The 25,957-nt window shown below is 70.4% G+C and carries 24 protein-coding genes; 5 read left to right on the forward strand and 19 right to left on the reverse strand.

The annotated features are described in order from the left end of the window. Positions 1 to 20 precede the first annotated feature (20 nt). Positions 21 to 905 (forward strand): class I SAM-dependent methyltransferase, encoded by an 885-nt coding sequence (locus IE231_RS00720; protein WP_189692021.1) that lies wholly within the window; start codon positions 21 to 23, stop codon positions 903 to 905. On the opposite strand, the gene yczE is transcribed toward IE231_RS00720, so the two are convergent. Beyond that, complete coding sequence (gene yczE, locus IE231_RS00725) at positions 883 to 1,578, reverse strand: membrane protein YczE (protein WP_189692022.1); 696 nt, start codon at positions 1,576 to 1,578, stop codon at positions 883 to 885. The two genes, IE231_RS00720 and yczE, sit on opposite strands and share 23 nt — an antisense overlap. A gap of 61 nt (positions 1,579 to 1,639) precedes the next feature. Here yczE and yczR point away from each other — a divergent pair, with 61 nt between their 5' ends. The 4 genes from yczR (at position 1,640) to IE231_RS00745 (ending at position 5,275) form a co-directional block, all read left to right on the forward strand. Further along, positions 1,640 to 3,037 (forward strand): MocR-like transcription factor YczR, encoded by a 1,398-nt coding sequence (yczR, locus tag IE231_RS00730; protein ID WP_189692023.1) that lies wholly within the window; start codon positions 1,640 to 1,642, stop codon positions 3,035 to 3,037. A gap of 117 nt (positions 3,038 to 3,154) precedes the next feature. Beyond that, positions 3,155 to 3,619, forward strand: a complete 465-nt coding sequence (locus tag IE231_RS00735) for an NfeD family protein (protein WP_189692024.1) — start codon at positions 3,155 to 3,157, stop codon at positions 3,617 to 3,619. Positions 3,620 to 3,654: 35 nt separating this feature from the next. Further along, a complete protein-coding gene (locus IE231_RS00740) occupies positions 3,655 to 4,794 on the forward strand; it encodes an SPFH domain-containing protein (RefSeq protein ID WP_229866407.1) in 1,140 nt (379 codons plus the stop codon). 136 nt (positions 4,795 to 4,930) lie between these two features. After that, positions 4,931 to 5,275, forward strand: coding sequence for an RNA polymerase-binding protein RbpA (locus tag IE231_RS00745; protein WP_189692025.1), 345 nt, complete (start codon positions 4,931 to 4,933; stop codon positions 5,273 to 5,275). Positions 5,276 to 5,419: 144 nt separating this feature from the next. Here the strand turns inward: IE231_RS00745 and IE231_RS00750 are convergent, their stop codons facing one another. From IE231_RS00750 to IE231_RS00835, 18 genes are all read right to left on the reverse strand, one after another. After that, positions 5,420 to 6,163 (reverse strand): polyprenol monophosphomannose synthase, encoded by a 744-nt coding sequence (locus IE231_RS00750; RefSeq protein ID WP_189692026.1) that lies wholly within the window; start codon positions 6,161 to 6,163, stop codon positions 5,420 to 5,422. Positions 6,164 to 6,459: 296 nt separating this feature from the next. Then, on the reverse strand, positions 6,460 to 8,097 hold the full coding sequence (locus IE231_RS00755; RefSeq protein WP_189692027.1) for an amidohydrolase: 1,638 nt from the start codon (positions 8,095 to 8,097) through the stop codon (positions 6,460 to 6,462). A gap of 38 nt (positions 8,098 to 8,135) precedes the next feature. Beyond that, complete coding sequence (locus IE231_RS00760) at positions 8,136 to 11,078, reverse strand: DEAD/DEAH box helicase (RefSeq protein ID WP_189692028.1); 2,943 nt, start codon at positions 11,076 to 11,078, stop codon at positions 8,136 to 8,138. Positions 11,079 to 11,105: 27 nt separating this feature from the next. Next, a complete protein-coding gene (gene tatC / locus IE231_RS00765) occupies positions 11,106 to 11,900 on the reverse strand; it encodes a twin-arginine translocase subunit TatC (protein ID WP_189692286.1) in 795 nt (264 codons plus the stop codon). 43 nt (positions 11,901 to 11,943) lie between these two features. After that, positions 11,944 to 12,222, reverse strand: coding sequence for a Sec-independent protein translocase subunit TatA (gene tatA, locus IE231_RS00770; RefSeq protein WP_189692029.1), 279 nt, complete (start codon positions 12,220 to 12,222; stop codon positions 11,944 to 11,946). A 25-nt stretch (positions 12,223 to 12,247) separates the two neighbouring features. Beyond that, positions 12,248 to 12,628 (reverse strand): hypothetical protein, encoded by a 381-nt coding sequence (locus IE231_RS00775; protein ID WP_189692030.1) that lies wholly within the window; start codon positions 12,626 to 12,628, stop codon positions 12,248 to 12,250. 10 nt (positions 12,629 to 12,638) lie between these two features. Next, the gene (locus IE231_RS00780; protein ID WP_189692031.1) at positions 12,639 to 14,630 is read right to left on the reverse strand and encodes a helix-turn-helix transcriptional regulator; all 1,992 of its coding nucleotides are present in this window, start codon (positions 14,628 to 14,630) and stop codon (positions 12,639 to 12,641) included. Positions 14,631 to 14,723: 93 nt separating this feature from the next. Continuing rightward, the gene (locus IE231_RS00785; protein WP_189692032.1) at positions 14,724 to 15,119 is read right to left on the reverse strand and encodes an FKBP-type peptidyl-prolyl cis-trans isomerase; all 396 of its coding nucleotides are present in this window, start codon (positions 15,117 to 15,119) and stop codon (positions 14,724 to 14,726) included. A 45-nt stretch (positions 15,120 to 15,164) separates the two neighbouring features. Next, complete coding sequence (locus IE231_RS00790; protein ID WP_189692033.1) at positions 15,165 to 16,094, reverse strand: FKBP-type peptidyl-prolyl cis-trans isomerase; 930 nt, start codon at positions 16,092 to 16,094, stop codon at positions 15,165 to 15,167. A 78-nt stretch (positions 16,095 to 16,172) separates the two neighbouring features. After that, the gene (gene pafA / locus IE231_RS00795; protein ID WP_189692034.1) at positions 16,173 to 17,549 is read right to left on the reverse strand and encodes a Pup--protein ligase; all 1,377 of its coding nucleotides are present in this window, start codon (positions 17,547 to 17,549) and stop codon (positions 16,173 to 16,175) included. A gap of 3 nt (positions 17,550 to 17,552) precedes the next feature. Next, a complete protein-coding gene (gene prcA / locus IE231_RS00800; protein WP_189692035.1) occupies positions 17,553 to 18,260 on the reverse strand; it encodes a proteasome subunit alpha in 708 nt (235 codons plus the stop codon). Between the two features lies 1 nt (position 18,261). Beyond that, positions 18,262 to 19,083 carry a proteasome subunit beta gene (gene prcB, locus IE231_RS00805; RefSeq protein ID WP_189692036.1) on the reverse strand — a complete coding sequence of 274 codons (822 nt, stop codon included), beginning with the start codon at positions 19,081 to 19,083 and terminating at the stop codon, positions 18,262 to 18,264. A gap of 7 nt (positions 19,084 to 19,090) precedes the next feature. Continuing rightward, a complete protein-coding gene (locus IE231_RS00810; RefSeq protein WP_189692037.1) occupies positions 19,091 to 19,294 on the reverse strand; it encodes a ubiquitin-like protein Pup in 204 nt (67 codons plus the stop codon). Positions 19,295 to 19,410: 116 nt separating this feature from the next. Continuing rightward, positions 19,411 to 20,997 carry a depupylase/deamidase Dop gene (gene dop, locus IE231_RS00815; RefSeq protein ID WP_189692287.1) on the reverse strand — a complete coding sequence of 529 codons (1,587 nt, stop codon included), beginning with the start codon at positions 20,995 to 20,997 and terminating at the stop codon, positions 19,411 to 19,413. A 59-nt stretch (positions 20,998 to 21,056) separates the two neighbouring features. After that, a complete protein-coding gene (arc, locus tag IE231_RS00820; protein ID WP_374189396.1) occupies positions 21,057 to 22,808 on the reverse strand; it encodes a proteasome ATPase in 1,752 nt (583 codons plus the stop codon). Between the two features lie 173 nt (positions 22,809 to 22,981). After that, positions 22,982 to 23,986 carry a tRNA (adenine-N1)-methyltransferase gene (locus IE231_RS00825; protein ID WP_189692038.1) on the reverse strand — a complete coding sequence of 335 codons (1,005 nt, stop codon included), beginning with the start codon at positions 23,984 to 23,986 and terminating at the stop codon, positions 22,982 to 22,984. 16 nt (positions 23,987 to 24,002) lie between these two features. Next, positions 24,003 to 25,151 carry a site-2 protease family protein gene (locus IE231_RS00830; RefSeq protein ID WP_189692039.1) on the reverse strand — a complete coding sequence of 383 codons (1,149 nt, stop codon included), beginning with the start codon at positions 25,149 to 25,151 and terminating at the stop codon, positions 24,003 to 24,005. Beyond that, positions 25,148 to 25,933, reverse strand: coding sequence for an HAD family hydrolase (locus tag IE231_RS00835; RefSeq protein ID WP_189692040.1), 786 nt, complete (start codon positions 25,931 to 25,933; stop codon positions 25,148 to 25,150). The genes IE231_RS00830 and IE231_RS00835 overlap by 4 nt, the downstream gene beginning before the upstream one ends. Positions 25,934 to 25,957 lie beyond the last annotated feature (24 nt).

The following is a 25,957-nucleotide window of genomic DNA, read 5'->3' on the forward strand; positions in this document are numbered from 1 at the left end:
GCGCCGATACGATGGTGGCCGTGCTCACGGACTCCCTCGACCTCATGCTGTGCCCCCACTGCGGTGCGGACTGGGATCCGGCGGCGAGCGGGCCGCGGGTCCTCGTCTGTGCGGAGGGCCACCGGTACGACGCGGCACGGCACGGCTACGTCAACTTCCTCACCGGCCGCAGGAGCAGGTTCACTCCGGACACCCCGGAGATGGTCGCGGCGAGGGACCGCTTCCTGGGCGCCAGGCACTACGCCCCGATTGCCGACGCCGTGGCAGAGGCCTGCTCGGCGCTCCCCCGGGACGCAGCACTCCTCGATGCAGGGGCGGGCACGGGGCACTATCTCGCGGCCGTGCTCGACCGGCTGGGCGACGGTGTGCGTGCGGAGCCGGGCGCGCCGGGCGAGGCTCGCGCACGACGCCGGCCCCGCGCCGTCGCGCTGGACCTCTCGGCGCACGCTCTGCGCAGGGCTGCCCGGCTCCCGGGTGTCACGGCGGCAGTCTGGGACCTCTGGCGTCCACTCCCCCTCGCCGCGGCAAGCGTTCACGCGGTCCTGGACGTCTTCGCCCCGCGGAATCTGCCCGAGTTCGCACGCGTGACGCGGCGCGGCGGGCTCCTCGTCGCCGTGACGCCGCTGCCGGACCATCTGGGCGAGCTGCGCGACCGGCTTCCCCTCCTCGCCGTTCCGGAGGGCAAGGCCGAGGCTCTCGAGCAGGCCGCCTCCGAGAACTACGCCCGGACGGCACGCCGCGAGCTGCGCTTCCCCGTGGTCCTGGCGCCCTCGGCCGCGGCGGACCTCGTCCAGATGGGCCCTGCGGGCCATCACACCGCCCGGGAGGACCTCGAGGAGATGGCGGGCAACGAGCAGCTCACGGCAACCGCCGCCGTCGAGCTCAGCGTCCTGACGCGCCGCTGACCCCAGCCGCGGCCTCGCGGACTCCGAGCTCCTCCGCGTCTCCCTCACATCCGGCAGCCGCGGACGCGGGCCTGTCCTGGACCGTCCTGCGCCCACCGCCCGCGAGGTCCACCCGCAGCGCCCACATCGCCGCCTGGATGAGCGGGCCGATCCCGAATGCGAAGACCGCGGTGCCGATCCCGACGGGGCCGCCGAGCAGCCAGCCGAGCGCCACGACCGAGAGCTCGATCGCGGAGCGCACCACCCACACGCGCCGGCCGGTGCGGGCGACGAGGCCGGTCATGAGGCCGTCGCGCGGCCCTGGGCCAAGACCTGCCCCGATGTACAGGGCGGAGGCCACGGCAAGGAGGATGAGGCCGCAGGCGAGGGCCGCGGCCTGCCACGCGAGGCCCTGTGCGGCGGGTATCAGACCCAGGCCGAGATCTGCGAACGGGCCGATGAGCAGGGTGTTGAACAGGGTGCCCCAGCCCGGCCGCTGCCTCAGCGGGATCCACAGGGCGAGCACCACGATGCTGACGGCCACGGTCGTCGCGCCGAAGCTCAGCCCGGTCACGCGGGCGACGCCCTGCGAGAGGACATCCCACGGCGAGGACCCGAGCCCCGAACGCAGGAGCAGGGCGATCGCGATCCCGTAGAGGAAGAGGCCGAGGACGAGTCTGGGGAATCGGGTCATGGGTTCCATCCTCGTCAGAAGTGGCATCTTTCGATAGGGCCAATTCCGCTAGGGTGGCATCATGGCCCGCGTCACATCCCAGCGCCTCGCCGTGCTCCTCGGTTCGTGGGCCGGCCCCGGTCCCGCCTACTCCGAGCTTGCCGAGCGGATCCGCCTCCTCACACTGGACGGCCGACTGCCGGACGGAACCCGGCTCCCCGCCGAGCGCGACCTCGCCGTCGGGCTCGGGCTGTCGAGGACCACGATTGCCGCCGCCTACGCACGGCTGCGGGAGCTCGGCTGCCTCGAGAGCGTGCGGGGCTCCGGCAGCTACGTCGTGATCCCCGGTCCTCCAGCGGTGCCGGCACCGGATGCCGGGGGTGTCCTCGATCTGACGAAGGCGGCCATGCCCGCAGCGAGCATCGTCGCCGAATGCGCCGTGCGCGCGGTGGAGGCGCTAGGCCCCGAGCTGGCCCGTTCGGGATACGAGCTCGTGGGACTGCCGGTGCTGCGGGTGGCTGTCGCGGAACACTTCGCGCGCCGCGGCCTCCCCACAGATCCGGACCAGATCATGATCACCAACGGCGTCCAGCATGCGATCGCCCTGCTCGCCCGTGCCCTCCTGTCCCCTGGGGACCGTGCAGCCGTGGAGCAGCCCACCTATCCGCACGCGATGGACACCCTGCTCGCGGCGCGGGCGAGGCTTGTCCCGCTTCCCGTCGATCCGTCGGGGTGGGACCTCGACGCCCTCTCGGCGGCCCTGGGCGCAGCCTCGCCCGCGCTGGCCTATGTCATGCCGGACTTCCAGAATCCGACAGGTGCGAGCCTCAGCGTCCCGGAGCGCGAGGCACTTGCGCGCAGCGCGGCGATGAGCGGGACGCTCCTCATCGCGGATGAGACGACCGCCCTCCTTGACATCTCCCGCGGCCCTCTCCCCCCGCTCGCGGCCTTCGCACCGTCGGCCGTGACGCTCGGAGGCCTGTCCAAGCTCGCGTGGGGCGGTCTGCGCGTGGGATGGATCCGCGCACCGCGCGCCCTCGTGGCCCGGCTCGCCCAGGCCCGCACCGGCCTCGACCTCGGGACTCCCGTTCTCGAGCAGCTTGTGGCCAGCGAGCTGCTCGGACGCGAAGACGCCCTCGTCGCCGAGCGGTCGGCACGCCTCCGCGAGGGCCTGGGAGCGCTCACCACCGCGCTCGCGGACCATCTCCCCGAGTGGCGCGTGCCACCGGCCGACGGCGGCATGGCACTCTGGGCGGACTGCTCGCCGCTGTCCTCCTCACGCCTCGTGCTCGCCGTGCGGAGGCACGGGGTGGCCCTCACGGCGGGTCCGCGGTTCGGGGTGAACGGGGCGTTCGAGCACCGGCTGCGCCTGCCCTTCACCGCCAGCCCGGAAGCGCTCAGGGCAGCCGTCACAGCGCTCCGTGACGCGGCGGGCGAAGCGCCCGCAGGATCCGCTGAGCCACCGCTTGTGGCAGTCTGAGGACGCCCTGGTCCGGCTTCGGCGGGAGTTGTTCGAACCGCAACCCGCCGGACCGGTTCGGCGTGCCGCGGCTGGGCTAGTGTGGAAGCAGGAGTCCGCTGCGCCGGGAGGGACGGGATGGACTGGTTCGAACACAACGCGTGGATGGTGTGGCTCGTGCTGGCACTCGTCCTCGGCGGCATCGAGATGCTCAGCCTCAGCCTTGTCTTCGTCATGCTCTCGGGCGGCGCCTTGGCGGCACTCGTGACGGCCCTCCTGGGTGGCCCGGCCTGGCTGCAGGGCCTGGTGTTCGCCGTCGTGTCCGTCGCCATGATCGCCTTCGTGCGCCCCGTTGCCGTGAAGCACATGCGGCCGGGCATCGAGGATGCCCGCACCAACGTCGACAGGCTCATCGGCACCTCGGCGACCGTCGTGGAGCCGGTCGACGCCGCGCGCGGCCTGGTCAAGATCGGCGGCGACGTCTGGACCGCCCGGGCCGAACGGGGCGAGTTCCTCCCCGGCGACCTCGTGAAGGTCGTCGCCATCGACGGCGCCACCGCCGTCGTCGCTCCGAGCGGCTCCACCTCGCCCTACCGAAGCTAGGCACCACCCCCCCCACTCCCGAAGGGAGCAAGTCCATGGACGTCGGAGCCATCCTCCTGCTCGTCGTCGTTATCGCCGTCATCCTGTTCGTCGCCACGGTCCTCATGAAGTCGGTGAGGATCATCCCGCAGGCGCGCGCAGGCGTCGTGGAGCGGCTCGGGAAGTACCAGCGCACGCTCACTCCCGGGCTGACCATCCTCATTCCGTTCGTCGACCGGCTCCTGCCGCTCCTCGACCTGCGGGAGCAGGTCGTGTCGTTCCCGCCCCAGCCCGTCATCACCTCGGACAACCTCGTCGTCTCGATCGACACGGTCGTGTACTTCCAGGTCACGGACGCGCGGGCGGCCACGTACGAGATCGCCAACTACATCCAGGCGGTCGAGCAGCTCACGATCACGACCCTCCGAAACGTCGTCGGCGGCCTGAACCTCGAGGAGGCCCTCACCTCCCGGGACCAGATCAACGGCCAGCTCCGCGGCGTCCTCGACGAGGCGACCGGCCGCTGGGGCCTGCGCGTCTCCCGCGTGGAGCTCAAGGCGATCGAGCCGCCGCACTCGATCCAGGACTCGATGGAGAAGCAGATGCGTGCCGAGCGTGACCGGCGCGCGCTCATCCTGACTGCCGAGGGCACGAAGCAGTCCGCGATCCTCACGGCCGAGGGCGAGAGGCAGGCCCAGATCCTCAAGGCCGAGGGCCAGGCGAAGGCCGCGGTGCTCCGGGCGGACGGTGAGTCTCAGGCGATCCAGAAGGTCTTTGAGGCCATCCATCGCGGCGACCCGGATCCGAAGCTCCTCGCCTACCAGTACCTCCAGACGCTGCCCAAGATCGCCGAGGGCACCTCGAACAAGCTGTGGATCATCCCGAGCGAGGTCGGCGAGGCCCTCAAGGGCATCGGCGGAGCGATCGGCAACGTCGGGCAGGGCCTTCAGGGGCAGACGCCCAGCCGTCCCGCCCCCGGGCCCGAGACGGAGCGTGACAGCCTCGAGACGGACGCCCGCGCTTTCGAGGAGGAGGCCGCGCGGCGCTCCGAGCTCGACGCCGAGGCGGAGCGGATCCTGCAGCACCACCCGGGCGTCGACCTCGGAAACGACCATCGGGGGATCATCGACCTGGACGTGCCGGATCTCGATATACCGGATCCGCAGGATCCTCCGAGGGCCCAGGGCCCCGCCTGACGAGCGCGGCGCACGCCGGGCCGCCTATAATGGGAGGTCGGCCCGGCGGTGCCGGGTGCGCGGGAACAGCCCGCCCCGGATACACGTTGGGATATGCGTCGGAAGTGCACGACCGGCAGAACGTGAGGGAGTAGAGATGAGCGACCGCAGCCTGCGCGGCATGCGTCTGGGCGCACAGTCCATGGAGACCGAGGCCGGAGTCGAGCCGGCGCCCCGTCAGCGGGTCGAGTACCGGTGCGAGGACGGCGAGCAGGTCTTCGTGACGTTCTCCTCCGAGGCGGAGATTCCGCCGGTGTGGACGTCGAAGACCGGCAAGGAAGCCTTCCTCGTCGACGGCGAGCGGCCCACCGACCCGAACGCCAAGGCAGTGCGCACGCACTGGGACATGCTCCTCGAGCGCCGCTCGATCCCCGAGCTCGAGCAGATCCTCTCCGATCGACTCGACCTCCTCCGCAGCAAGCGCGGCGAGCGGACCAGCTGAGCCCACAGCACTCCAGCAGAACGCCGGAGGCGGGAACCTTGCGGTTCCCGCCTCCGGCGTTCTGCTGCACGCGTCTCTCCCGTCGGCTCCAACGCCAACGCTACGTGGCCGCGGGAGCAGCTGCTCCGACGTGCGCCCCAGGGACTAGCCCCGGCGCTCGCCGCCTCGGTGGGCCAGCTGGTTCCAGCGCTCCGCGAGCCCCCACCTGGTGACGTTGAGCATTGCCTCGACCACGATGTTGCCGCTCATCTTGGACGAGCCGAGCTCGCGCTCCACGAACGTCACGGGGACCTCGACGACCTTGAGGCCCATCTTCACCACGCGCCAGGCGAGGTCCACCTGGAAGCCGTATCCGCGCGACTCCACCGCGTCGAAGTCGAGCTTCTCGAGGGTCGTGCGGCGGAAGGCCCGGTAGCCGGCGGTGATGTCCTTGAGCGGCAGCCCCAGCATGAGCCGGGCGTAGGTGCTGCCGGTCCGCGAGATGAGCTGGCGGTAGAAGGGCCAGTTGACCACCGAGCCGCCCTTGACCCAGCGGGAGCCGATCACGAGGTCTGCGCCCTCGTCGACGGCGGCCAGGAGCGCGGGGAGCTGCTCGGGGCGGTGGGAGCCGTCGGCGTCCATCTCCACGATCACGTCGTAGTCGCGCTCGAGCGCCCAGCGGAAACCGGCGATGTAGGCGGCGCCGAGGCCTTCCTTGCCCTTGCGGTGCAGCACGTGCACCTGGGAGTCCTCCGCCGCGATCCGGTCGGCGAGGGCACCGGTGCCGTCGGGGCTGTTGTCATCCGCCACCAGCACGTCCGATGCCGGCACGGCGGACCGCAGGCGGCCGAGGGTCTTGGGCAGCGAATCGAGCTCGTTGTAGGTGGGGATGATCGTGAGGATGCGCACGAAGGGCCTTTCAGGGGCTGGATCAGGCGACGCGCCGGAAGGCGCAAAGGCCCATTATAGCCAGCCGGACTGACAGGCCCGTGCGTCTTCGGGCCAGTCCCACAAGGCCGGCAGCTGGACGGTCCTGTGCACTGTTTTCTACGGACGCACGGGCCTGCCCTGACGCCTAGATCCCCCGAAGGTGCTCGGCGAACCGGACCTGCCCCGGACTCACAAAAGCCCGATTCACCGATACTACGGGCTCAGGCACCGGTGTCAACCGTCCGTTCACCTGCGGTTTCTCGCGTTGTCCCAGATCAGCGCGCGGGCTGACGCCCGAAGGATTCGCTGCGGAAAATCTCACGCCCCTCGTGCACAGTCTGGAGGCACTCCGGGAGGCCCTCCGTGTCGAGGGCAGGCAGCAGGGGGGTTCTCGCGCGGGGGTCCGTGCTCCACGCCTGGACGCGCTCGTCGGCCACCTGCACCATGAGCTCGTCGACGCGCCACACGGCGAAGCTCGCGGGAGCTCCCGGCACGAGCTGCCCCATCAGCGGGTTACGGTGCTTCACCGCGCGCCAGCCCGCCCTTGTGTGCCCGAGGAACGCCGCACGGGCCGAGATGCGCTGATCCGGATCCGAGTGCTGGAGGCAGGCGCGGATGCTCTCCCAAGGCGAGAGGGCGCAGACTGGGGAATCGGACCCGAAGGCCAGCGGTACGCCGGCCGAGTGGAACCGGAGGAACGGGTTCATCCCGGCACGGCGGTGCCCGAGACGCTGCTCATACAGGCCGCCCGTACCTCCCCACACCGCGTCGAAGAGAGGCTGGGCGCTGACGGTCACTCCGTACTGGGCGAGGGCCGCGGCTGCTGCCTCGCTGGCCATCTCGACGTGCTCGAGCCGATGCCCCGCCGCGCGCACAGCGGACGCCCCGACCGCCTCCGACGCGATCCGCAGCCCGTCGAGCGCGAGCTGCAGCCCGGCGTCGCCGATCACGTGGAAGCCGCCCTGGATGCCGACCGCGGAGACCGCCGCGAGGTGCGCGCCGGCCTGCTCCACCGTGAGGAAGGCACGGCCCCGGGTGTCCGGTGCGTCAACGTAGGGCTCGGTCAGCAGGGCGGTCCTGCTGCCGATGGACCCGTCGATGTTCAGGTCGCCGGCGAGCCCACGGACGGGCACTCCGAGGTCGTCCAAGACCTTTTGGGCCTCCTGCGGCGACGACACCGCCTGTCCCCAGTACGCCACCACCTCGGGGCCAGCGGACAGGTCGCGACGCATCAGGAGCCGGAGGTCGTCGGCCCCGGAGATCCCAGGCGCGGCCTGCTCCACCAGTCCCACGTAGCCGCGGGAGGCCGCGTGCTCCATGGCCTGCGACTGGAGCACCTGAGTCTCCCTCTCCGAGGGCCGCGACGCCTCCCGCGCCGCGTAGAGGGCGTCCCCCGCAGCGCGCGCGCCGTCGTGCCCTGCTGAACCGGCCGCACCCGCGGCGTCGGCCAGTGCCGGCGACACGAGCGCCGAGTGGACATCCGCCCGGTTCAGGATCGCCCGCCGGCCGCCCGCCGCCCGGCCAAGCTCCTCAGGACCGGGAAGCGTGGGATCGGCCCAGCTGGACTCGTCCCAGCCGAACCCACGCAGGACCCCGTCCCCGGGGAGGCCGGCTGCGGCGCGGGCGACGGCGTCGAGCAGCTCGGTCGCCGAGCGCACCGACGCGAGGTCGAGGGATGCGAGCCTGAGGCCGGTCTCCGTGATGTGCACGTGCGAGTCGATGAACCCGGGAGCAATGAGCGCGCCGTCGAGGTCCACGACCTCCATGCGGCTGTCGGCGATGGAGGTGGCCGCCTGCTCCGAACCGACCCAGGCAACGGTGCCTGAGTCGACGAGCATCGCCGAGGCGAACGGATCGGCTGCGGAGTACACCGAGCCGTTGCGGTACAGGGTGAGCGGGCGCTCGTGCGGCATGGAGGATCCCTTCGCTTCAGTCTGGTGTTGCCGGCGGCCTAGTCGGAGACGGCCGAGTAGGCCACGACGCCGCGGCGCAGCAGGCCGATGGCCTCGTGGCACAGGCGCCTGAGCCGGGGCTCTGTGCCCGGCACGTCCGCGAGCTGGTCGAGCAGGTCGATGACCTGGCGGACCCAGCGCACGAAGTCCCCGGCAGCGAGCTCGGTGCCGTTCAGGACGTTCTGGAGCTCGCGCCCGCGCGCCCATTTGTACATGGGCCACACGAGCCCGAAATCCGGTTCCGAGGTGCGCGGGAGCCGGTGCTGCTCCTCGGCGTCCTCGAGCTGGGACCACTCCCGCAGCACGATGTCCACCGCGACGTCGAGCGAGATGCTGGGCATCTTCGGGGTGAGGCCACGCTCTTCGCGCTTGGCCTGGTAGACGAGGATGCTCACGAGCGCGGCCAGCTCAGCGGCGTCGACGTCGTCGAAGGCACCCTTGCGGAGCGAGAGGGCCGTGAGCATGTCCTTGTCGCCGTAGATGCGCCGGAGCTGCTGTCCGAACGCCGTGACCGTGGGACCCTCATCGCCCGGCGCAAGGCACCCGTAGGCCTCGAGGACCTCGCAGACGCGGTCGAACGTCTTGGCGATCGTGTTCGTCCGGCCCTGGATCTGCTCGACGAGACGGTCCGTTTCGCGGCGGAGCTTCATCCAGCGCTCGGCCCACCGTGCGTGGTCCTCCCGCTCGGCACAGCCGTGGCAGGGATGGGCACGGAGCCGCCGGCGCAGCTCGGTGATGCGCTTCTCGGTGTCCTCGTAGCCGCCGGCGAACGCGAAGTCCCGGCGGGAGCGGCGCGGCTTCGCGCCGTCGTCGGGCCCCTCGAGGCGGGCGCGTTCGACGGCGTGGCGCAGCGACGCGGCGAGGTCGCGGCGGTCCTTGGGGCGCTTCGCATCGAAGCTCTTGGGGATGCGGATGCGGGCGATGGGCTCGACCGGGCCCGAGATGTCGTGCAGGCCGATCCGGCGCAGGTTCCTGTCGAAGGTCAGGACCTGGGGACGCGGTTCGCGCGCATTCGTGTCGGCGTTGAGGACCACTGCACTTCCCGAGAGGCGTCCCTCGCCGATCTCCACGATGTCCCCCGGGACGAGGCGCGCCAGCGAGTCCACAGTCATGGCGCGTCGCGCGCGCCCGGCGGCCCGTGAGGCGTACTTCTCCGTGTCGCTGAGCTCCTGCCGAATCCGCGAGTACTCAGCGAAGTCCCCCAGATGGCAGGTCATCGCCTTCTCGTAGCCCGCGAGGGACTCCTCACGGCTCCGGACCTGCCGCGCGAGACCCACGACCGACCGGTCCGCCTGGAACTGGGCGAAGGAGCTCTCGAGGATGTCCCGGGCACGTTCGCGGCCGAACTGGGCCACCAGATTGATGCTCATGTTGTAGGTGGGGCGGAAGCTCGAGTTCAGCGGGTACGTGCGGCGTGAGGCGAGCCCGGCGAGGGCCGAGGGATCGAGGCCGGGACGCCACTGGACCACGGCGTGGCCTTCCACGTCGATCCCGCGCCGGCCCGCGCGCCCGGTCAGCTGGGTGTATTCCCCTGCCGTGATGTCGACGTGTGCCTCGCCGTTGAACTTCTCGAGCTTCTCGATGAGCACGCTCTTGGCAGGCATGTTGATGCCGAGCGCGAGCGTCTCGGTGGCGAAGACCACCTTGACCAGGCCGGCGGCGAAGAGCTTCTCGACCGTCTCCTTGAAGGTGGGCAGGAGGCCAGCGTGATGGGCCGCGAGGCCGCGCGCCAGGCCGTCGCGCCAGCTCCAGAAGCCGAGCACGGGAAGGTCTGCAGGCGGGATATCGGCAGCCGCGGCTTCGACGACGGCGGCGATCTCGGCCTTCTCGGCAGGGGTCGTGAGGTCCAGGCCAGCGTCCAGGCACTGCTGCACCGCGGCGTCGCAGCCCGCGCGGGAGAAGATGAAGTCGATTGCCGGCAGGAGGCCGCGGCGCTCGAGCGTCTGCACCATCTGCGGCCGGCTCGCACGGGTTCCCGGCAGCGCGGGGCCGCCTCCGGCCTGGCCCGCGCGCAGGGACTGCTTCTCGCCGCGCTGGCGCTCCTCGCGCCGTCGCGCGCGGCCGCCGTGTCCGAACCGGCCGCGGTACAGCTGCTGGGACTCTCGCCGGGAGAGCTGGACCAGCTCGGGGTTCACGGCCGTGAGCTCGGAGACGCTCGCCTCGCCCTCGGGAGCCCTGCTCGGCTCGGCTTCCGCTCCCGCGCCGTCGTGGTCATGGACGTCGGCCAGCGCCTCGAACTGCTGGCGGGTGGAGAACAGGTCCACGAGCTGCCGCCCGACGAGCACGTGCTGCCACAGGGGCACGGGACGGTGCTCGGAGACGATGATGTCGGTCTCGCCCCGGACCGTGTCGAGCCAGGCCCCGAACTCCTCGGCGTTGGAGACGGTCGCGCTCAGCGAGACGACGCGGACGTCGCGGGGAAGGTGGATGATCACTTCTTCCCACACTGCCCCGCGGAATCGGTCCGCAAGGTAGTGGACCTCGTCCATTACCACATAGCCCAGCCCAGCGAGGGTGTCGGAGTCCGCGTACAGCATGTTCCGCAGGACCTCGGTGGTCATGACGACGATGGGGGCCTCTCCGTTGACCGTCGTGTCCCCGGTGAGGAGGCCCACGTGCTCGGCCCCGTGGACGGCGACGAGCTCGTTGTACTTCTGGTTGGAGAGCGCCTTGATCGGTGTCGTGTAGAAGGCCTTGAGGCCCTGACGGAGGGCCAGGTGGATCGCGAACTCCCCCACGATGGTCTTCCCGGCGCCCGTCGGCGCGGCAACGAGGACTCCCCGGCCGGCCTCGAGCGCGCGGCAGGCCTCGAGCTGAAACTCGTCCAGGGGGAAATCGACCGTGGCGGCGAAGGCGCCGAGTTCGGTCTTGGCCAGGGCCCTGCGCCTCGCATCCGCCGCATAGCGTTCGGCGGGTGACATGCTCTCGGCGGGGCTGGACATGTCCCCAGCCTAGTCCCCGCGTCTGGCTCAGAGGTTCTCGAGGTCCGCCTGCGAGGTCGGGGTGTCAGCCGTCGCATCCGTCTCCGCGGTGAGCTGCGCGGTGCGCCGTGCACGACGGCGGTCGTTGAGGATGCAGATCCCGATGGCCGCGAAGAACAGTGCCAGCAACGGCACCGCGAGCATGAACATGGAGATCGCATCGGCGCCGGGCGCGGCCACAGCTGCCAGCACGAACACGAGGAAGACCGTGATGCGCCACGCCTTGAGGATGGTCTTCCCGGCCAGGAGCCCGGCCATGTTCACCGCGACGAGGATGACCGGCACGAGGAACGCGATGCCGAGGAACAGGAACATGTGCGTGACGAAGTCCACGTACTCGCGCCCGTCGATGATGTTCGAGAAGCCGGAGGGGGTGAACTGCGTCAGTGCCCTCACGACCTGGGGCGTGACGAGCCATCCGACCCAGATGCCTGCGAGGAACAGCGGCACCGCGGCGAGCATGAAGCCCAGCGTGTACCGCTTCTCCTTCGAGGTCAGGCCCGGCATGATGAACGCCCACACCTGGTAGATCCAGACGGGGCTCGAGATGACGAGCCCGATCTGGATCGCGAGCTGGAGCTTGAAGTCGAAGGGCGACGCGATCGTGGAGAAGTTGATCGAGGACGTGCCGCCCGTCATGTTCGAGATGTTCTCGACGGGCCTCTCGAGTTCCTTCAGGAAGGGGTCGTAGAGGAACCATCCGCCGATCGCTCCGAGGGCCACGCCGATCGCGGACTTGATGAGCCGGTTCTTGAGCTCCCTGAGGTGCTCGAGGAGCGGCATCCGCCCCTCGGGGTTGGCCTTCCTCCCCTTGGCGGTGGCCACCTCAGGCGCGCGAGGAAGGACCAGCGCTGCCGTCGGCCCGGTCAGTGCCCTTCGGGGGAATGACCTTGCCCTCGACGGGCTGCTCGCGGTCGGCCTCGGAGGACTGCGACGACGGCGTGTCCTTGCCGTCGTTCTTCATCTCCTTGACCTCGGACTTGAGGATGCGCATGGACTGCCCGAGCGCACGGGCCATCGCAGGCAGCTTGGGCGCGGCGAAGAGGAGCAGCGCAACAATGATGATGATGACGATGGGCCAGGGGCCATCGAAGAGTCGTCCCACGGGGAATCCTTTCGTTGCTACAAGTCTAGTTGAGGCCGAGGTCGCGGAGAGACTGCATCTGGCCCCGCTCGCGCCTTCGCGCGACGCGTCGGTCCCGCCGGGCCAGCCTCCGCCGCTCGCGGCCGTCCTCGTACTCCCGGCGCATGCGCGCAGGATCGGCGAACACCGCGCCCCCTGGACGTCCCGCAGGAGCGGCTGGACCGTCGTCGTGCACGGACGGGGCGCCGTCCGCCGCGACGCCGGCCATTTCAGGTCCGGTCCGCACCGTCACCTGCTCGAGCGCCTCACCAGCACCGCGCACGAGCGCGGCGCCCTTGCGGAACAGATACAGCGCACCGAGCAGGAGCACTGCGAGAGCGCAGGCGCCCAGCGCCACCCAGATGAGGATCCACGACCACCACGGCACGCCTGCCAGCCTAGCGGGTGCTGGAGGGGCCCGAGTACGCGGAGAGCGCACGCACGAGCCACCCTCGGCACGCCTCCACGGCCTGCGGCGGCCCCTCCAGGGCGGCCGCTCCCCCGAATGGAGCGAGGAACGAGGGCAGCCAGTTGAGGTCGGCCACGCGCAGCCGCACACGGCGGCTGCCGTCGGCCAGATCGCGCCCGTCCTGGGAGTCGAAGCTGGTCTCCGCCCATCGCGCCTCAGGGGCGAGACGCACCATGACGTCGAGATCGCCCGGTCCGCCCATGAACGAGGTGTCGGCTCCCCGGTCGATCTCCGGGGGAAGGGGCACCGGATCGCCCTCCTCGGCCGTGAGGATCCTGTCCACGCGGAAGATCCGGCGCCCACGGGCCCGGTGGCAGAAGCTGTTGACGTACCAGCGGTCGGCATCGGAGAAGATCCCCAGCGGAGTGATGAGCCGCTCGGTCACCTCGTCCTTGGTGGTGTTCAGGTACTGCAGCCGGACGGTGCTCCCCGATGCGGCGGCGGCGGCGAGCATCGGGAGCAGCTCTGCGTTGCGCTGAGGCTCCGAGCGCACATCGACCTGCGGGAGGCCGCGGCGGCCCTCCACGGTGCTCGCCCCGACGCGGTCTGCGAGCCGCAGCAGCGCGGGGGCCGACTCGCGCGGGGCGAGGGGCAGGAGGGCCTTGAGGCCCAGCTGGAGCGCCACTGCCTCCCCGGGGGAGAGCCTCTTGGGCCTGGAGAGTTCCTCGGCGTTGGCCAGGGTCACGACGCCGTCGTCCTCCCGGACGTCGATGTAGCTCTGGAAGCCCGCCGAATCGATGGGTCCGGCCTCGGCGAGGAGCTCCAGCTCCTGGCGGACGCGTCGCGGCGTGATGCCGAACCGTTCGGCGATGGCGTCGACGGTGACCGGTCCCGCGACGAGGAAGGGCACGAGGTCCATGAGGCGCTCGAGCCTTTCGGAGCCGGAGGTGACCCGGCGCGCCTCCTGCTTCGTCTGCTCCTCGGCGGCACCGGGCGTGCCCAGAGCGGCCAGCGCGCCGCGCAGCAGCCCGGCGACGGCGTCTGCCAGCTCGGGCGGGTCCAGGACCGCAACCGCGTCACCGAACCCGGCGAGCCGCTCGGCGGCAACGCCGAGGTTGCGGAACGCGAACGTGCCTTCGTCGAACCCATCGCCGGCTCCCGACGGCTTCCACTCCCGGCGGAGGTCCAAGGCGCGCCCTTCCGCGATCCGCAGCGTCGCAATCTGCTCGGGAAGCTCGTCGAGCCCGTTGAGGGCCTCATGCACGGCGCCTTCGCCTGGCGGGTCGAAGGCGTCCGGCGCGCCGATCTCCACACCGCCCCGTACGCGCGAGAGCCGGAACACGCGCAGTGCCCCGCGGTCCACGTCGTGGCCTGCGAGATACCACTGCCCGTAGCGCTGGCCCAGGCCCCATGGCTGGACATGCCGACGCCGGGTCTCGCCTGTGCTCGTGGCGTGGTAGTCGAACGTGACCTCCGCACCTCGGGTGGCGGCGTCTGAGAACGCCGTCCAATGGGGGTCGAGCCGTACCCGCGGCTGGACCTGGGACGGCGGGGTCTCCGGCAGCGCGCCCGCGGCCTCGAGACGCCGCAGGGCCCGCTGCGCGTCAGCACCGGCCACGGCGTCGTCGCACGCGAGGGCGGCGAGGGCCAGCCACGTGGCCTCCTCGGGCGTGAACTCCTGCGGTGGGAGCCGGAAGCCCTTGGGGTCGATCCGGTATTTCGGGACCTCTTGGTCGCTGTCCCAGCGCTCGAACCCGAGCTCCTCGAGGATCACCGCGCCCATGGCGCGCAGGTCGGCCTTGTCCCGCTCGAACTTGCGGAGCACCGCGGCGGTCTCGGGATCGTTCTCATCGGCCGTCTGTCCGAAGGCGATGGGATGCTCGTAGACGTCCCTCAGGATCCTGTCCCTCGACAGCCCCAGCTCGGTATGGAGCAGTGCAATGAGGAGGTTCAGGAGCCGGGACGTCTTCGCTTCGGACACAGTCAGCAGGCTATCGGCAAATCGGCGGCGGTGATGCGGACGGGCGGCGGGCAGCATGCGCTGCCCGCCGCCCGTCGTCGTGCGTGGTGGGACTCAGCGGACGCCGACGAGGTCCACCACGAAGATGAGCGCCTCGTTCGGCTTGATTGCCCCGCCCGCGCCGCGCGAGCCGTACGCGAGCTCGGAGGGGATCTCGAGGCGTCGGCGGCCGCCGACCTTCATGCCGAGCAGGCCCTGGTCCCAGCCCTGGATGACCTGTCCCACACCGACACGGAAGTCGAGCGGGGTGCCGCGGTTCCACGAGGAGTCGAACTCCTCACCCGTGGACCAGGCCACGCCGACGTAGTGGGTCGAGACGGTGTCCCCCGCGGTGGCTTCCCGGCCGTCGCCCTCGATGAGGTCGATGACCTTCAGCTCGGTGGGAACGTCGCCCTCGGGGAACTCGATCTCGGGCTTCTGGCGGTCGTACTGGCGCTGTCCGAAGGACATGGGGCCTCCTGATGGGGTGGTGCGGTTACCTGACGCGAGGCAACACTACTTGACGCCGAGGATGTCGACGACGAACACGAGGTCGCCCTTCGCCTTCCCCTGGCCCTGGTCGCCATAGGCCTGGGCCGCCGGGATGACAAGCAGTACTCGGGAGCCGACGGTCTTGCCGGCCAGTCCCTTAGTCCAGCCGGGGATGACTCCCTGGAGGCTGAACGTCGCGGGCTGGCCGCGGTCGTAGCTCGAGTCGAACTTCGTGCCGTCCGAGAGGTTCACGCCGACGTAGTTCGCCACGATGGTGTCGGTCTCCTTGACCTTGTCCCCGTGGCCCGTGATGAGGTCCTGCGCCACCACGTCGGTGGGCTTGTTGGCGCCCTTGACGTCGATCTGCGGAACACCCTTGTCATCCGTCGTGACCTTCGGCAGGCCTGCCGGCAGGTTCGTCACGGCGTCCCCCTCAGGCTTGGTGAGGGGCTGGACGGTGTCCTTGACCGAGAGGATCTTGATCACGAGCAGCGTCGACGCGGCGGACTCGGGGTCCTCGCTCGTGGGCTGGGCCGGGGTCGCGTACGCGACGTAGGAGCCGACCTTGGCGCCGACCAGGCCGTTGTAGACCACCGCGCTGCCCTGCTTCAGCTGGTCGCTGAGCTCGACCTTCTCCGAGGTTCCCTTGCTGAAGGTGTCCTCGAGAACGGAGCCGTCCGCACCGTTGAGCGCCACGTAGCCGATCTCGACGGTCTGACCCGCCTTCGCGGCGTCGCCGTTGCCCTCCTGGAGCATCTTGAAGGTCTCATCCTTCACCGACAGCGGCTTCGGGAAGTCGACCGTGGGGGCCTTGTCGCCCGGGGTCACCTTGAGCTGGTCGAGCGCGGCCACCTGGCCGGCGTTTGACGGCGTCGGGGCCGACGGCGCGGGAGAGCTTCCGCAGCCGGCCACAAACAGGGCAAGCGGCAGCAGCAGGGCGAGGAGACGGCGCACTGGTCAACTTCCTGTGGGGGATCCCGCCACGCGGCGTGGCGGCGGACTGCCCGAAAGGGCCTAAAGCAGGGTACCCGGTCAGCCTGTGAAGGGCCTGAGGGTATCGAGGAGCTCATCCACCCGCGGATCCTCATTCGCAAACGGATCCTTGCACAGGATCGTGTGGTGGGCCCGGTCATTGAGCTTGAGGTGCACCCAGTCGACCGTGTAGTCGACCCCGGCCGCCTGTGCGGCCTTGACGAACCGGCCGCGCAGCCGGGCCCTCGTGCTCTGCGGGGGCGTAGTGGTCGCCTCCGAGATGGCGGCCTCGTCGACCACCCGTGCGGCCGCGCCGCGGCGCTGGAGCAGGAAGAACAGGCCTCGCTCTGGGCTGATGTCGTGGTACGTGAGGTCCAGCTGGGCTATCCGTGCCGAGTCGAGGTCCACGCCGTGGGCCTCGCGGTAGCGGTCGATCAGCTTGCCCTTGATCGCCCAGTCCACCTCGGTGTCGATGGCGCGAGTGTCCTGCGACTCGATGGCCTCGAGGGTACGCTCCCACAGGTCGAGGATGCGCTCGACATGCGGGGTGTGGGCACCGTGGGCAGCGACGAAGTCCTTGGCCTTCTCGAGGTACATCTGCTGGAGGGCCAGCGCGCTTGACTGCTGGCCGTTGGCCAGGCGCACGGGCGCCTTGCCCGTGAGGTCGTGGGAGATCTCGCGGATGCTGCGGATGGGATTTTCCATCCTGGCATCCCGCATCACGGTGCCGGCCTCGATCATGCGCAGGATGAGGTCAACGGTGCCGACCTTCATCATCGTGGTCGTCTCGGACATGGTCGAGTCGCCCACGATGACGTGGAGGCGGCGGTAGTGCTCGGCGTCGGCGTGGGGCTCGTCCCGGGTGTTGATGATGGGGCGCGAGCGGGTCGTCGCCGAGGAGAGGCCCTCCCAGATGTGGTCGGCCCGCTGGGAGAACGCGTAGACAGGACCCTGCGCCGTCCTCAGCACCTTGCCCGCGCCGCACAGGAGCTGCCGCGTGACGAGGAACGGTATGAGGACCTCCGCGAGGCGCGAGAACTCGGTGCGGCGCGGAATGAGGTAGTTCTCGTGGCTGCCGTAGGAGTTGCCAGCGGTGTCGGTGTTGTTCTTGAAGAGGTAGACGTGGCCGTCGAACCCCTCCTCGGCGAGCCGGTGCTCCGCCTCGGCGATGAGGTCCACGAGGATGCGCTCCCCCGCCCTGTCGTGGGCGATGAGCTGGGCGATGTCGTCGCACTCGGCGGTCGCGTACTCGGGGTGGGAGCCCACGTCGAGGTACAGCCGCGAGCCGTTTCCGAGGAAGACGTTGGACGAGCGGCCCCAGCTGACCACCTTGCGGAAGAGGTACCGCGCCACCTCCTCCGGGGCCAGTGGCCGGCCCTGGGGACTCGAGTAGGCGATGCCGAACTCCGTCTCGACCCCATAGATGCGACGATCCATCGCCTAGACCGCCTGCTCGGGAGTGCCGTCGAGGATGCCGCCCAGCTCGTCGGGGCTGATGCGGCGGAAGGCCCGCCGGCTCCCCCGCGTCGTCTCCGAATCGCGGTCGAGGACGGCGACCTCGAGGGTGATCGGCTCGGTGCGGTCCTCCTGGAGCGCGCGAGCCGCGAGCCGGATCGCCTCGTCGAAGGCCGCCTCCGAGGTCCAGCCGCCGATCACGGCCTCGGCGACACGCTCGGCGTTGCCGCCCATCACCACGAATCGCCTCTCGTCCGCGATCGAGCCGTCGAACGTGAGCCGGAAGAGGTGGTCGTGATCGACGTCGCTGCCGACCTCGGCTACGGTGAGCTCCACTTCGAAGGGCTTCTGCTCCGCCGTGAAGACGGCACCCAGGCTCTGGGCGTAGACACTGGCGAGGCCGCGGCCCGTCACGTCTTCCCGGTCGTAGGAGTAGCCCCTCACGTCCGCATAGCGGACGCCTGCCTGCCGCAGGCTCTCGAACTCGTTGTACTTGCCGACCGCCGCGAAGGCGATCTTGTCGTAGATCTCCCCCACCTTGTGCAGCGAGGGTGACGGATTCTCCGCGACGAGGGCGATGCCCTCCCTGCAGCTGAGGACCACCACCGAGCGGCCGCGCGCGATGCCCTTGCGCGCGAAGTCCGCCCGGTCCTTCATGAGCTGCTCGGGCGAGACGTAGAACTGCTGCGTCATCTCAGGCCTCCCGTCGGGCGATGCTGCGTTCGGCGAGGATAGCTTCCGCGGTGGTTGCGAGCTCCCGCTCGGCGACGCGGCGGCTTCCGAGCCGGGTGACGGTGTAGACCACGGGCCAGACCTGCCGGACGGGATCTGGCCCTCCGGTGGCAGAGTCGTCGTCGGCGGCGTCGTACAGCGCCTCGAGCGCGACGTGCACGGCGTCCTGCTCCGCAAGGCCAGGACTCCAGAGCTTCTTGAGCGCGCCTCGTGCGAAGACTGAGCCGGAGCCGACGGAGTGGTGCTCGAGCTCCTCGTAGCGGCCGCCGGTCACATCGTAGGAGAACAGCCGACCTGTGGCGTTCTCGAGGTCGAAGCCCGCGAAGAGGGGGACTGCCGCAAGCCCCTGCATTGCGAGCGGCAGGTTGCCGCGCACCATGGCTCCGAGCCTGGTCGCCTTGCCCTCGAGGCTCAGGAGCGTGCCCTCGATCTTCTCGTAGTGCTCGAGCTCGACTTGGAAGAGGCGGGCGATGTCGATGGCGATCCCCGCGGTTCCGGCGATGCCCAGTACAGAGAAGCGGTCCGCCGGGAACACCTTCTCAATGTGCCGGCTCGCGATCATGTTCCCCATCGTCGCGCGACGGTCCCCGGCCATCAGGACACCGCCGGCGAACGCGAGAGCGACGATCGTCGTCGCCTGCGGGGCGGCGTGCGGCAATGCCGCCGCGGCGTCGACTGGCAGGGTCCTATTGAAGGGCAGGAGGTCCGGTCTGGTGGCCGCGAGGTGCTCGGTGAAGGAGGAGGTCGCGGCGGAGACGACGCGCTCGGCGAGGAAATCGTTCATGTGTGCCCTACTGCCCGCCCTTCTGGACAAAGCCTCGCACGAACTCCTCGGCATTGGTCTCGAGGACGTTGTCGATCTCGTCGAGGAGATCGTCCACGCCCTGGGTGCTGTCGCTGTCTTGGGCGCCACCGGGGGCGGCCGCGGGGACGTCGACGTCCACGGCCTCCTCTTCGCCGCGCGGTTCTGTGCTCTTCTGCTCTTGGCCGGCCATGGCCGCCTCCTTGCGTCGGTGCCCCGAGCGGGGCCGTTCCTGCTAGGTCTCCTGATCCCTATACTGTCACTTTTCCCCACCGTGTCATCGGGGACGCGCCCGCATGGCAGTGCTCCCTAGGTGCGTCGTTCGCCGAGCAGCGCAGCGAGGAAATCCTCGATCCGGGCATGCTCGTCGAAGAGCGCGTGGGTGAGGGCCTTGGTGCCGCGCAGCGGCTCGCGGGTGGGCACGCGCTGCAGCCGGTAGCTCCCCGGCTGGGAGAAGACCACGGAGTCCCAGCTCGCGCTCACCACGCTCCCGGGGAAGCGCTTGATGCTCGTGCCGCGGAACCAGGCCCGCGTGTCGGGCGGGGGCTCGACGACGGCCGCCGCGATCGAGCTGTCGTCGACCATCGTCTCGAGGGCCCCGCGTGCGGCGAGCCTGAGCGCGATCCCCCGTTCCGGACGGACATCGGACCACTGGATGTCGACGAGGCCCAGCCGTGCGTCGCCCCATGCGAGCCCGTCCCGCCTGCGGAAGCCCTCGAGCACCCGCAGCTTGGCGAGCCACTCGACATAGCCGGCCGCGGCGTCCCGGTCCCCGCCCAGGTCGGTGAGGGCCTTCTCCCAGCGGCGCAGCACCTCGGCAGTGTGCCCGTCGCCCCCGTCGGCAGACGCAACCCCGGTGTCGGCGGCCAGCTTGGCCGCGGCCTCGAAGTACATCCACTGCAGCTCGAGCCCCGTCACGTGCCTGCCGTCGAGGAGGCGGACCTTCTCGACCAGATCGGTGTCGTGGCTGAGCCGGTGCATGGCCATGACGGGCTCATGGACCTCGACCTGGGGGGCCCTGCCGGCCTCGATCAGGCTCAGGACAAGCGCCGTCATGCCGAACTTGAGGTAGTTGGCCACATGGCTGACGTTGGCGTCCCCGACGATCACGTGGAGGCGCCGGTACTTGTCCGCGACAGCGTGCGGCTCGTCACGGGTGTTGATGATCGGGCGCCGCATCGTCGTCTCGAGGCCCACCTCGGCCTCGAAGTAGTCGGCCCGCTGGCTGATCTGGAAGCCGGGCCCGGAACCGTCCTGGCCGAGGCCGACGCGCCCGGATCCGCACACGAGGGGCCGCGAGACGAAGAACGGGATGAGCCCTGCCACAAGATCGGAGAACGGCACGGCACGCGGCACGAGGTAGTTCTCATGGGAGCCGTAGGAGGCTCCCTTCCCATCCGTGTTGTTCTTGTACAGGTTGACCGGTTCCCGCGCGGACTCGGCCGCGAGGGCCCGCACCGTGGACAGCGCGACGGCGTCGCCGGCGAGGTCCCAGAGGAGGGCGTCGCGGGGATTCGTCACCTCCGGGGAGGAGTACTCCGGATGCGCGTGGTCCACATAGAGCCGCGCGCCGTTGCCGAGCACGAGGTTCATGAGCGCCGGCTCCTGGTCGCCGTCGAGCTCGATCTCCGCCGGCCCGTGCGCCAATGCGACGGCCTCGGCGGTGAGGATAGGCTCGTCCGTGAGCTGGTCGGGGTGCGCCCGGGACCGGGGCACCGACCAGCCGCGTGCGTCCCGCAGGGGCGTCTCGTCGGTGTAGTCCCAGCTCGTGCCGGGATCAGCCGGCCGCGAACGGGTCAGCCGCGCGTACGCGGCGATCACCTGCGAGGACAGGTAGGTCGCGTTGGCGCCCGGCGAGTTCGGGGCGTGGATCCCGAACTCGGTCTCCGAGCCCATGACGCGCTGGGCTCCCCCGGCCGGGAGGCCGGGGCTCACATCGCTGCTCACGGCACCCCCTACAGGTACTGCCCGGTGCTGGGCGTCGTCTCGATCGTCCGGCCCGGCTCGGCACCGCCCTTGCCCTGCACGATCGTTCGGATGTAGGTGATCCGCTCGCCCTTCTTGCCGGAGATACGCGCCCAGTCGTCGGGGTTGGTCGTGTTGGGCATGTCCTCGTGCTCGCGGAACTCGTCCGCGACGGCGCGCAGGAGGTGCTCCATGCGCAGTCCCTTGGAGCCCGTGGTGAGGAGCTCCTTGATCGCGGCCTTCTTCGCGCGGTCCACGACGTTCTGGATGACTGCCCCGGAGTTGAAGTCCTTGAAGTACAGGATCTCGGTGTCGCCATTGGCGTAGGTGACCTCGAGGTACTCGGTGGACTTCTCGGTGGCGTACATGGCCTCGACGGTGCGCTGGATCATCGCCGCGACGGTCGCTTGGCTGTCTCCGTGGTGCTCTGCGAGGTCCGAGGCATGGATCGGGAGGTCGTCCGTGAGGTACTTGGAGAAGATGTCCGCGGCGGCCTCGGCATCCGGACGCTGGATCTTGATCTTCACGTCAAGGCGCCCCGGGCGCAGGATCGCCGGGTCGATCATGTCCTCGCGGTTCGAGGCGCCGATGACGATCACGTTGTCGAGCCGCTCCACACCGTCGATCTCGCTCAGCAGCTGCGGCACGATCGTCGTCTCGACATCGGAGGAGACGCCGGTGCCGCGGGTGCGGAACAGCGAGTCCATCTCGTCGAAGAAGACGACCACCGGGCTGCCGTCGGAGGCCTTCTCACGGGCACGGGCGAAGATGAGCCGGATGTGCCGCTCGGTCTCGCCCACGTACTTGTCGAGCAGCTCGGGTCCCTTGATGTTCAGGAAGTAGCTCTTGACGTCCGCGTTCCCCGCGCGCTCCATGGCGCGGGCTGCCAGGGAGTTGGCGACGGCCTTGGCAATGAGGGTCTTGCCGCATCCGGGAGGGCCGTAGAGCAGGATGCCCTTGGGGGCCTTGAGGCCGTGCTCCCGGTACAGGTCGGGGTGGAGGAAGGGCAGCTCCACCGCGTCGCGGATCTGCTCGATCTGCGAGGCGAGGCCGCCGATGTCCTGGTAGCTGATGTCCGGGACCTCTTCGAGGACGAGGTTCTCGACCTCGGATCGGGGCACCTTCTCGAGGGCATAGCCCGTGCGGTTGTCCACAGACACGGCGTCGCCGACCCGGAGCCGCTCGAGCTGGAGCGGGCCCGAGAGCCTCAGGACGCGCTCCTCGTCTCCGCGGCCGATCACGAGGACCCGGTCGTTGCCGAGGAGTTCCTTGATCGTCACGAGCTCTCCGGAGCGCTCGTATCCGAGTCCGGCCACCACCTCGAAGGCCTCGTTGAGGAGGACCTCCTGGCCGACCGCGAGCTCGGCGAGGCTCACGAGGGGGCTCAGCCCCACGCGCATCTTCCGGCCGCTCGTGACGACGTCGACGCTCTCCTCGGTCACGGCCGCGGACGCTCCTCCGGCTGGCCGCCTGCGGTTGAGCTGGACGATGCTTCCGAACGAGTACGGGGGCTGCCCCTCATGCTCGAGTGCCGCCTTGAGGCGCAGGATCTCCGCCTTGGCGGTCTTGAGCATCTCGGTCATGCGCGTGTTGTTCCCGGTCGCGGCGGCGAGCTGCCGGTCGACGGCGCGCAGCTTGTCCCGGAGCACGTTGATCTGCCGCTCGGCGATGCTCAGCTGTTCCGCATGTGCGCTCGGGGGCACCGCATCGGGGCCGGTGCCTGCCTGTCCGTTCTCCACCATCGCAACCACGTCCTCTTCGTCCATGCCGCCCGTCGGGCCGCCGGGGTCCCCGGCGCGAGCGCCGGAACCCCTCATAAAACGACACTAGCGCGGCATGGTCCCGAGGTACCCCTGCGACAGTCCTTGGAAACCGAACAGTTACATGCAGGTTTCCGCATGGTGGACGGGAGGCATCAGGCCTCGGAGTTCCCGGCCCTCGCGTCGCGTGCGGCACGGCGCAGCTTGCGGTCGGAGACAGCGCGTTCGCCCATGGATTCGGGCGTCCAGGCGTTGAGGTCCTCCTCGCTGAACTCCGCCTTGTTCCTCTTCTTGCGCACGAGAGGCTCGACGCCCTCGGCGAGTCGGCGGGTGACGAGGAGGAAGCCCGTGTGGCCGACCATGCGGTGCTCGGGGCGCACCGCGAGGCCCTCGAGGTGCCACCCCCGGACCATCGACTCCCACGCGTCCGGCTCCGTGAACCGGCCGTCGGCACGGATCGCCTCCGCCGTGCGGGAGAGCTGCGTCGCCGTCGCGACATAGTTGATCCACACCCCTCCTGGCGCCAGGACCGTGGCCACGGCGTCGAGGCACTCCCACGGGGCCAGCATGTCCAGGACCACCCGGTCCACGCTTCCGGGCTCCTCCGCCGCGACCACCTCGTCCTGGAAGTCGCCGATGGAGATCCGCCACGCGGGGTGTGGGCCGCCGAAGATCGTCTCCACATTCCCCTGTGCGATGTCCGCGAACTCGCGGCGCCGCTCGAAGGAGTGGAGGTACCCGCCGTCGCCCACGGCGCGCAGGAGGGAGATCGAGAGCGCACCGGAGCCCACGCCGGCCTCAACCACCCGTGCGCCCGGGAAGATGTCCGCCATGGTCACAATCTGCCCCGCGTCCTTGGGGTAGACCACGGCCGCGCCGCGGGGCATGGAGAGGACGAAGTCGCTCAGGAGCGGACGCAGGGCCTGGTACTGGTGCCCGGCCGTGTTGGTCACGACCGAGCCGTCCGGCCTGCCGATGATCTCGGAGTGGTTGAGGAAGCCCTTGTGGGTGTGGAATGCCCCGCCCTCGGCCAGCGTGATCGTGTTCATCCGGCCGCGCTCGTCGGTCAACTGCACGCGCTCGCCCGCGCGGAACGGTCCTCGGCGCGACGCCGCGCCGGTGGGTCCGTCCGTGGTGGTGGGCTGGGGGCTGGAGCTCATGGGGTCCTCTCGGGGGCTAACGGGCGGGGCGGACGGGACGGCCGGAGATGACGGAGACGACGTCGCGCTGGCTCAGCAGACCGACCACGCGTCCACTGCCGTCCACGACGGCGTACTCGGTGCCGGCCAGCTGGGCAAGGTACTGGACCAGCTCCTGTCCGGCCGCGGTCTCGGGAACGTAGGCACCCGGGGCGAGGGCATAGCCGACGGCCGTGACCGGCGTCGTGCTCCGTGCCGCCTCGGGCACGCGCGAGACCGCGGAGGGGTCGACGACTCCCTGCGGCTTGCCGTCAGGCGAGCAGAGGACGACGGCGATGCCCGCCTCCGCGCCGGCCCGCACCGCTTCCTCCACGGTGGCGAAGTTCGGCACGCCGACGGCGGGGCGCGCGAGCTGCCCGGCGACCACGCCCGGCAGGCGCGACCTGAACCCGGCGTGGCGGATCGAGGCGGTGGCGCCCTGCCAGAGGAAGGCCGCGACGAGGAGGGTGATCATGGTGAAGGGCAGGTCGAGCTCCTGGCCCCTGGCGACCGGGAGGGCAACGGTGAGGACCACGATGCCCACAACGATCGCCCGGCCCGTCCAGCCGGCGGCGATGGTGCCCTTCTCCTGAGAGCCGGTGGCCCTCCACACCGCGCTCTCCACGATCCGGCCGCCGTCGAGGGGAAGGCCGGGGAGCACGTTGAACACCGCGATGAGGAAGTTCGCCCACATGAAGATGTTGACCAGGATGTCCGCGACCCCGGTGAGCGTCACGCCGCTGACGACAAGCCACGCGGCGGCCGCGAGGACGAAGTTCGCGGCGGGTCCGGCGAGGGCGACCAGCACTGAGCGGCCGGGCGAGGCGGTGAACGCCTCGAACTGCGTGTGGCCGCCCCACAGGTTCAGGACGATCTTCTGGCTCGGCCACCCGAAGGCCCGGGCAGTGAGGGCGTGGGCCAGCTCGTGCACGAGGACGGACAGGAGCAGCAGGACCGCGTAGGCGAAGGCGACGAAATAGGCGGCGGCACCGAGCTGGGGCTGCCGGTTCGCGAGCGTCGGCCCGTAGACGACCACCGTGAAGGCGGCCACGATGAACCACGAGTAGGCCAGAACGATGGGCACGCCGGCGATGCGCCCGAGGGGAATGCCCTCACGCCTGCTCTCCGCCTGGTGGCCGCCGCTCACGCGGTGCTCCCGGCCTGGGCCGTCGCGAGGGAGGCGCGCAGTGCGGCGGCGAGGTCTCCTGGCGTCCGCCCCTCGAGGGTCTCCCAATGGCGGGCGCCGAGGTGCACGGGCACCGCGAGGGCGTTGGGCACGACGACGGTCGCGAGCCCCGCGGCGACGGCGGAGGTGGCCCCCGGGACGGAGTCCTCGATGGCCACGCACTCGGCGAGGGCCAGCCCCGGGACACTGTGGGCGAGCCGCTCGAAGCCGAGGCGGTACGGCTCGGGGTCCGGCTTGCCGCGGGAGACAGAGTCGCCCGTCACGACGGCGGTGAAGGTCCCCTCGGGCAGGTGGTCGACGATCCGGTGGGCCATCGGCGCTTCGGACATGGTGACCAGGGCGCACTCCACGCCACGCGCCCTCAGGGCAGCGAGCAGGTCGCGGGCGCCCGGCCGCCACGGCACAGCCTCACCGAGCTGTTCGACGACCCGGGCGGTGAGGGTGTCGATGATCTCGCGCACGCCGAGCTCCACTCCGCCGTCCTGGAGGAGGCGGGCCGAGGTGGGAAGTGCCTGTCCCACGAGCCGCATGGCCTGCTCGTGCGTCCAGACGCCGCCGAAGCGCTCCACGAGCTCCCGTTCCGCGGTGATCCAGTAGGGCTCAGTGTCGACGAGGGTGCCGTCCATGTCCCACAGGACGGCACGCAGGCCGGCTCCTTCCTCGGGGCGGCCACCGTCCTCACGCACGCTGGCGGCACGGCGAACAGTCGGGTCGGCAGTGGGATCATCGGCGGGCAGACGCATATGGACCAGTCTACGGGGGCTCCC

Source organism: Sinomonas cellulolyticus (assembly GCF_014656475.1).
In the GTDB taxonomy this organism is placed as follows: Bacteria; Actinomycetota; Actinomycetes; order Actinomycetales; family Micrococcaceae; genus Sinomonas; species Sinomonas cellulolyticus.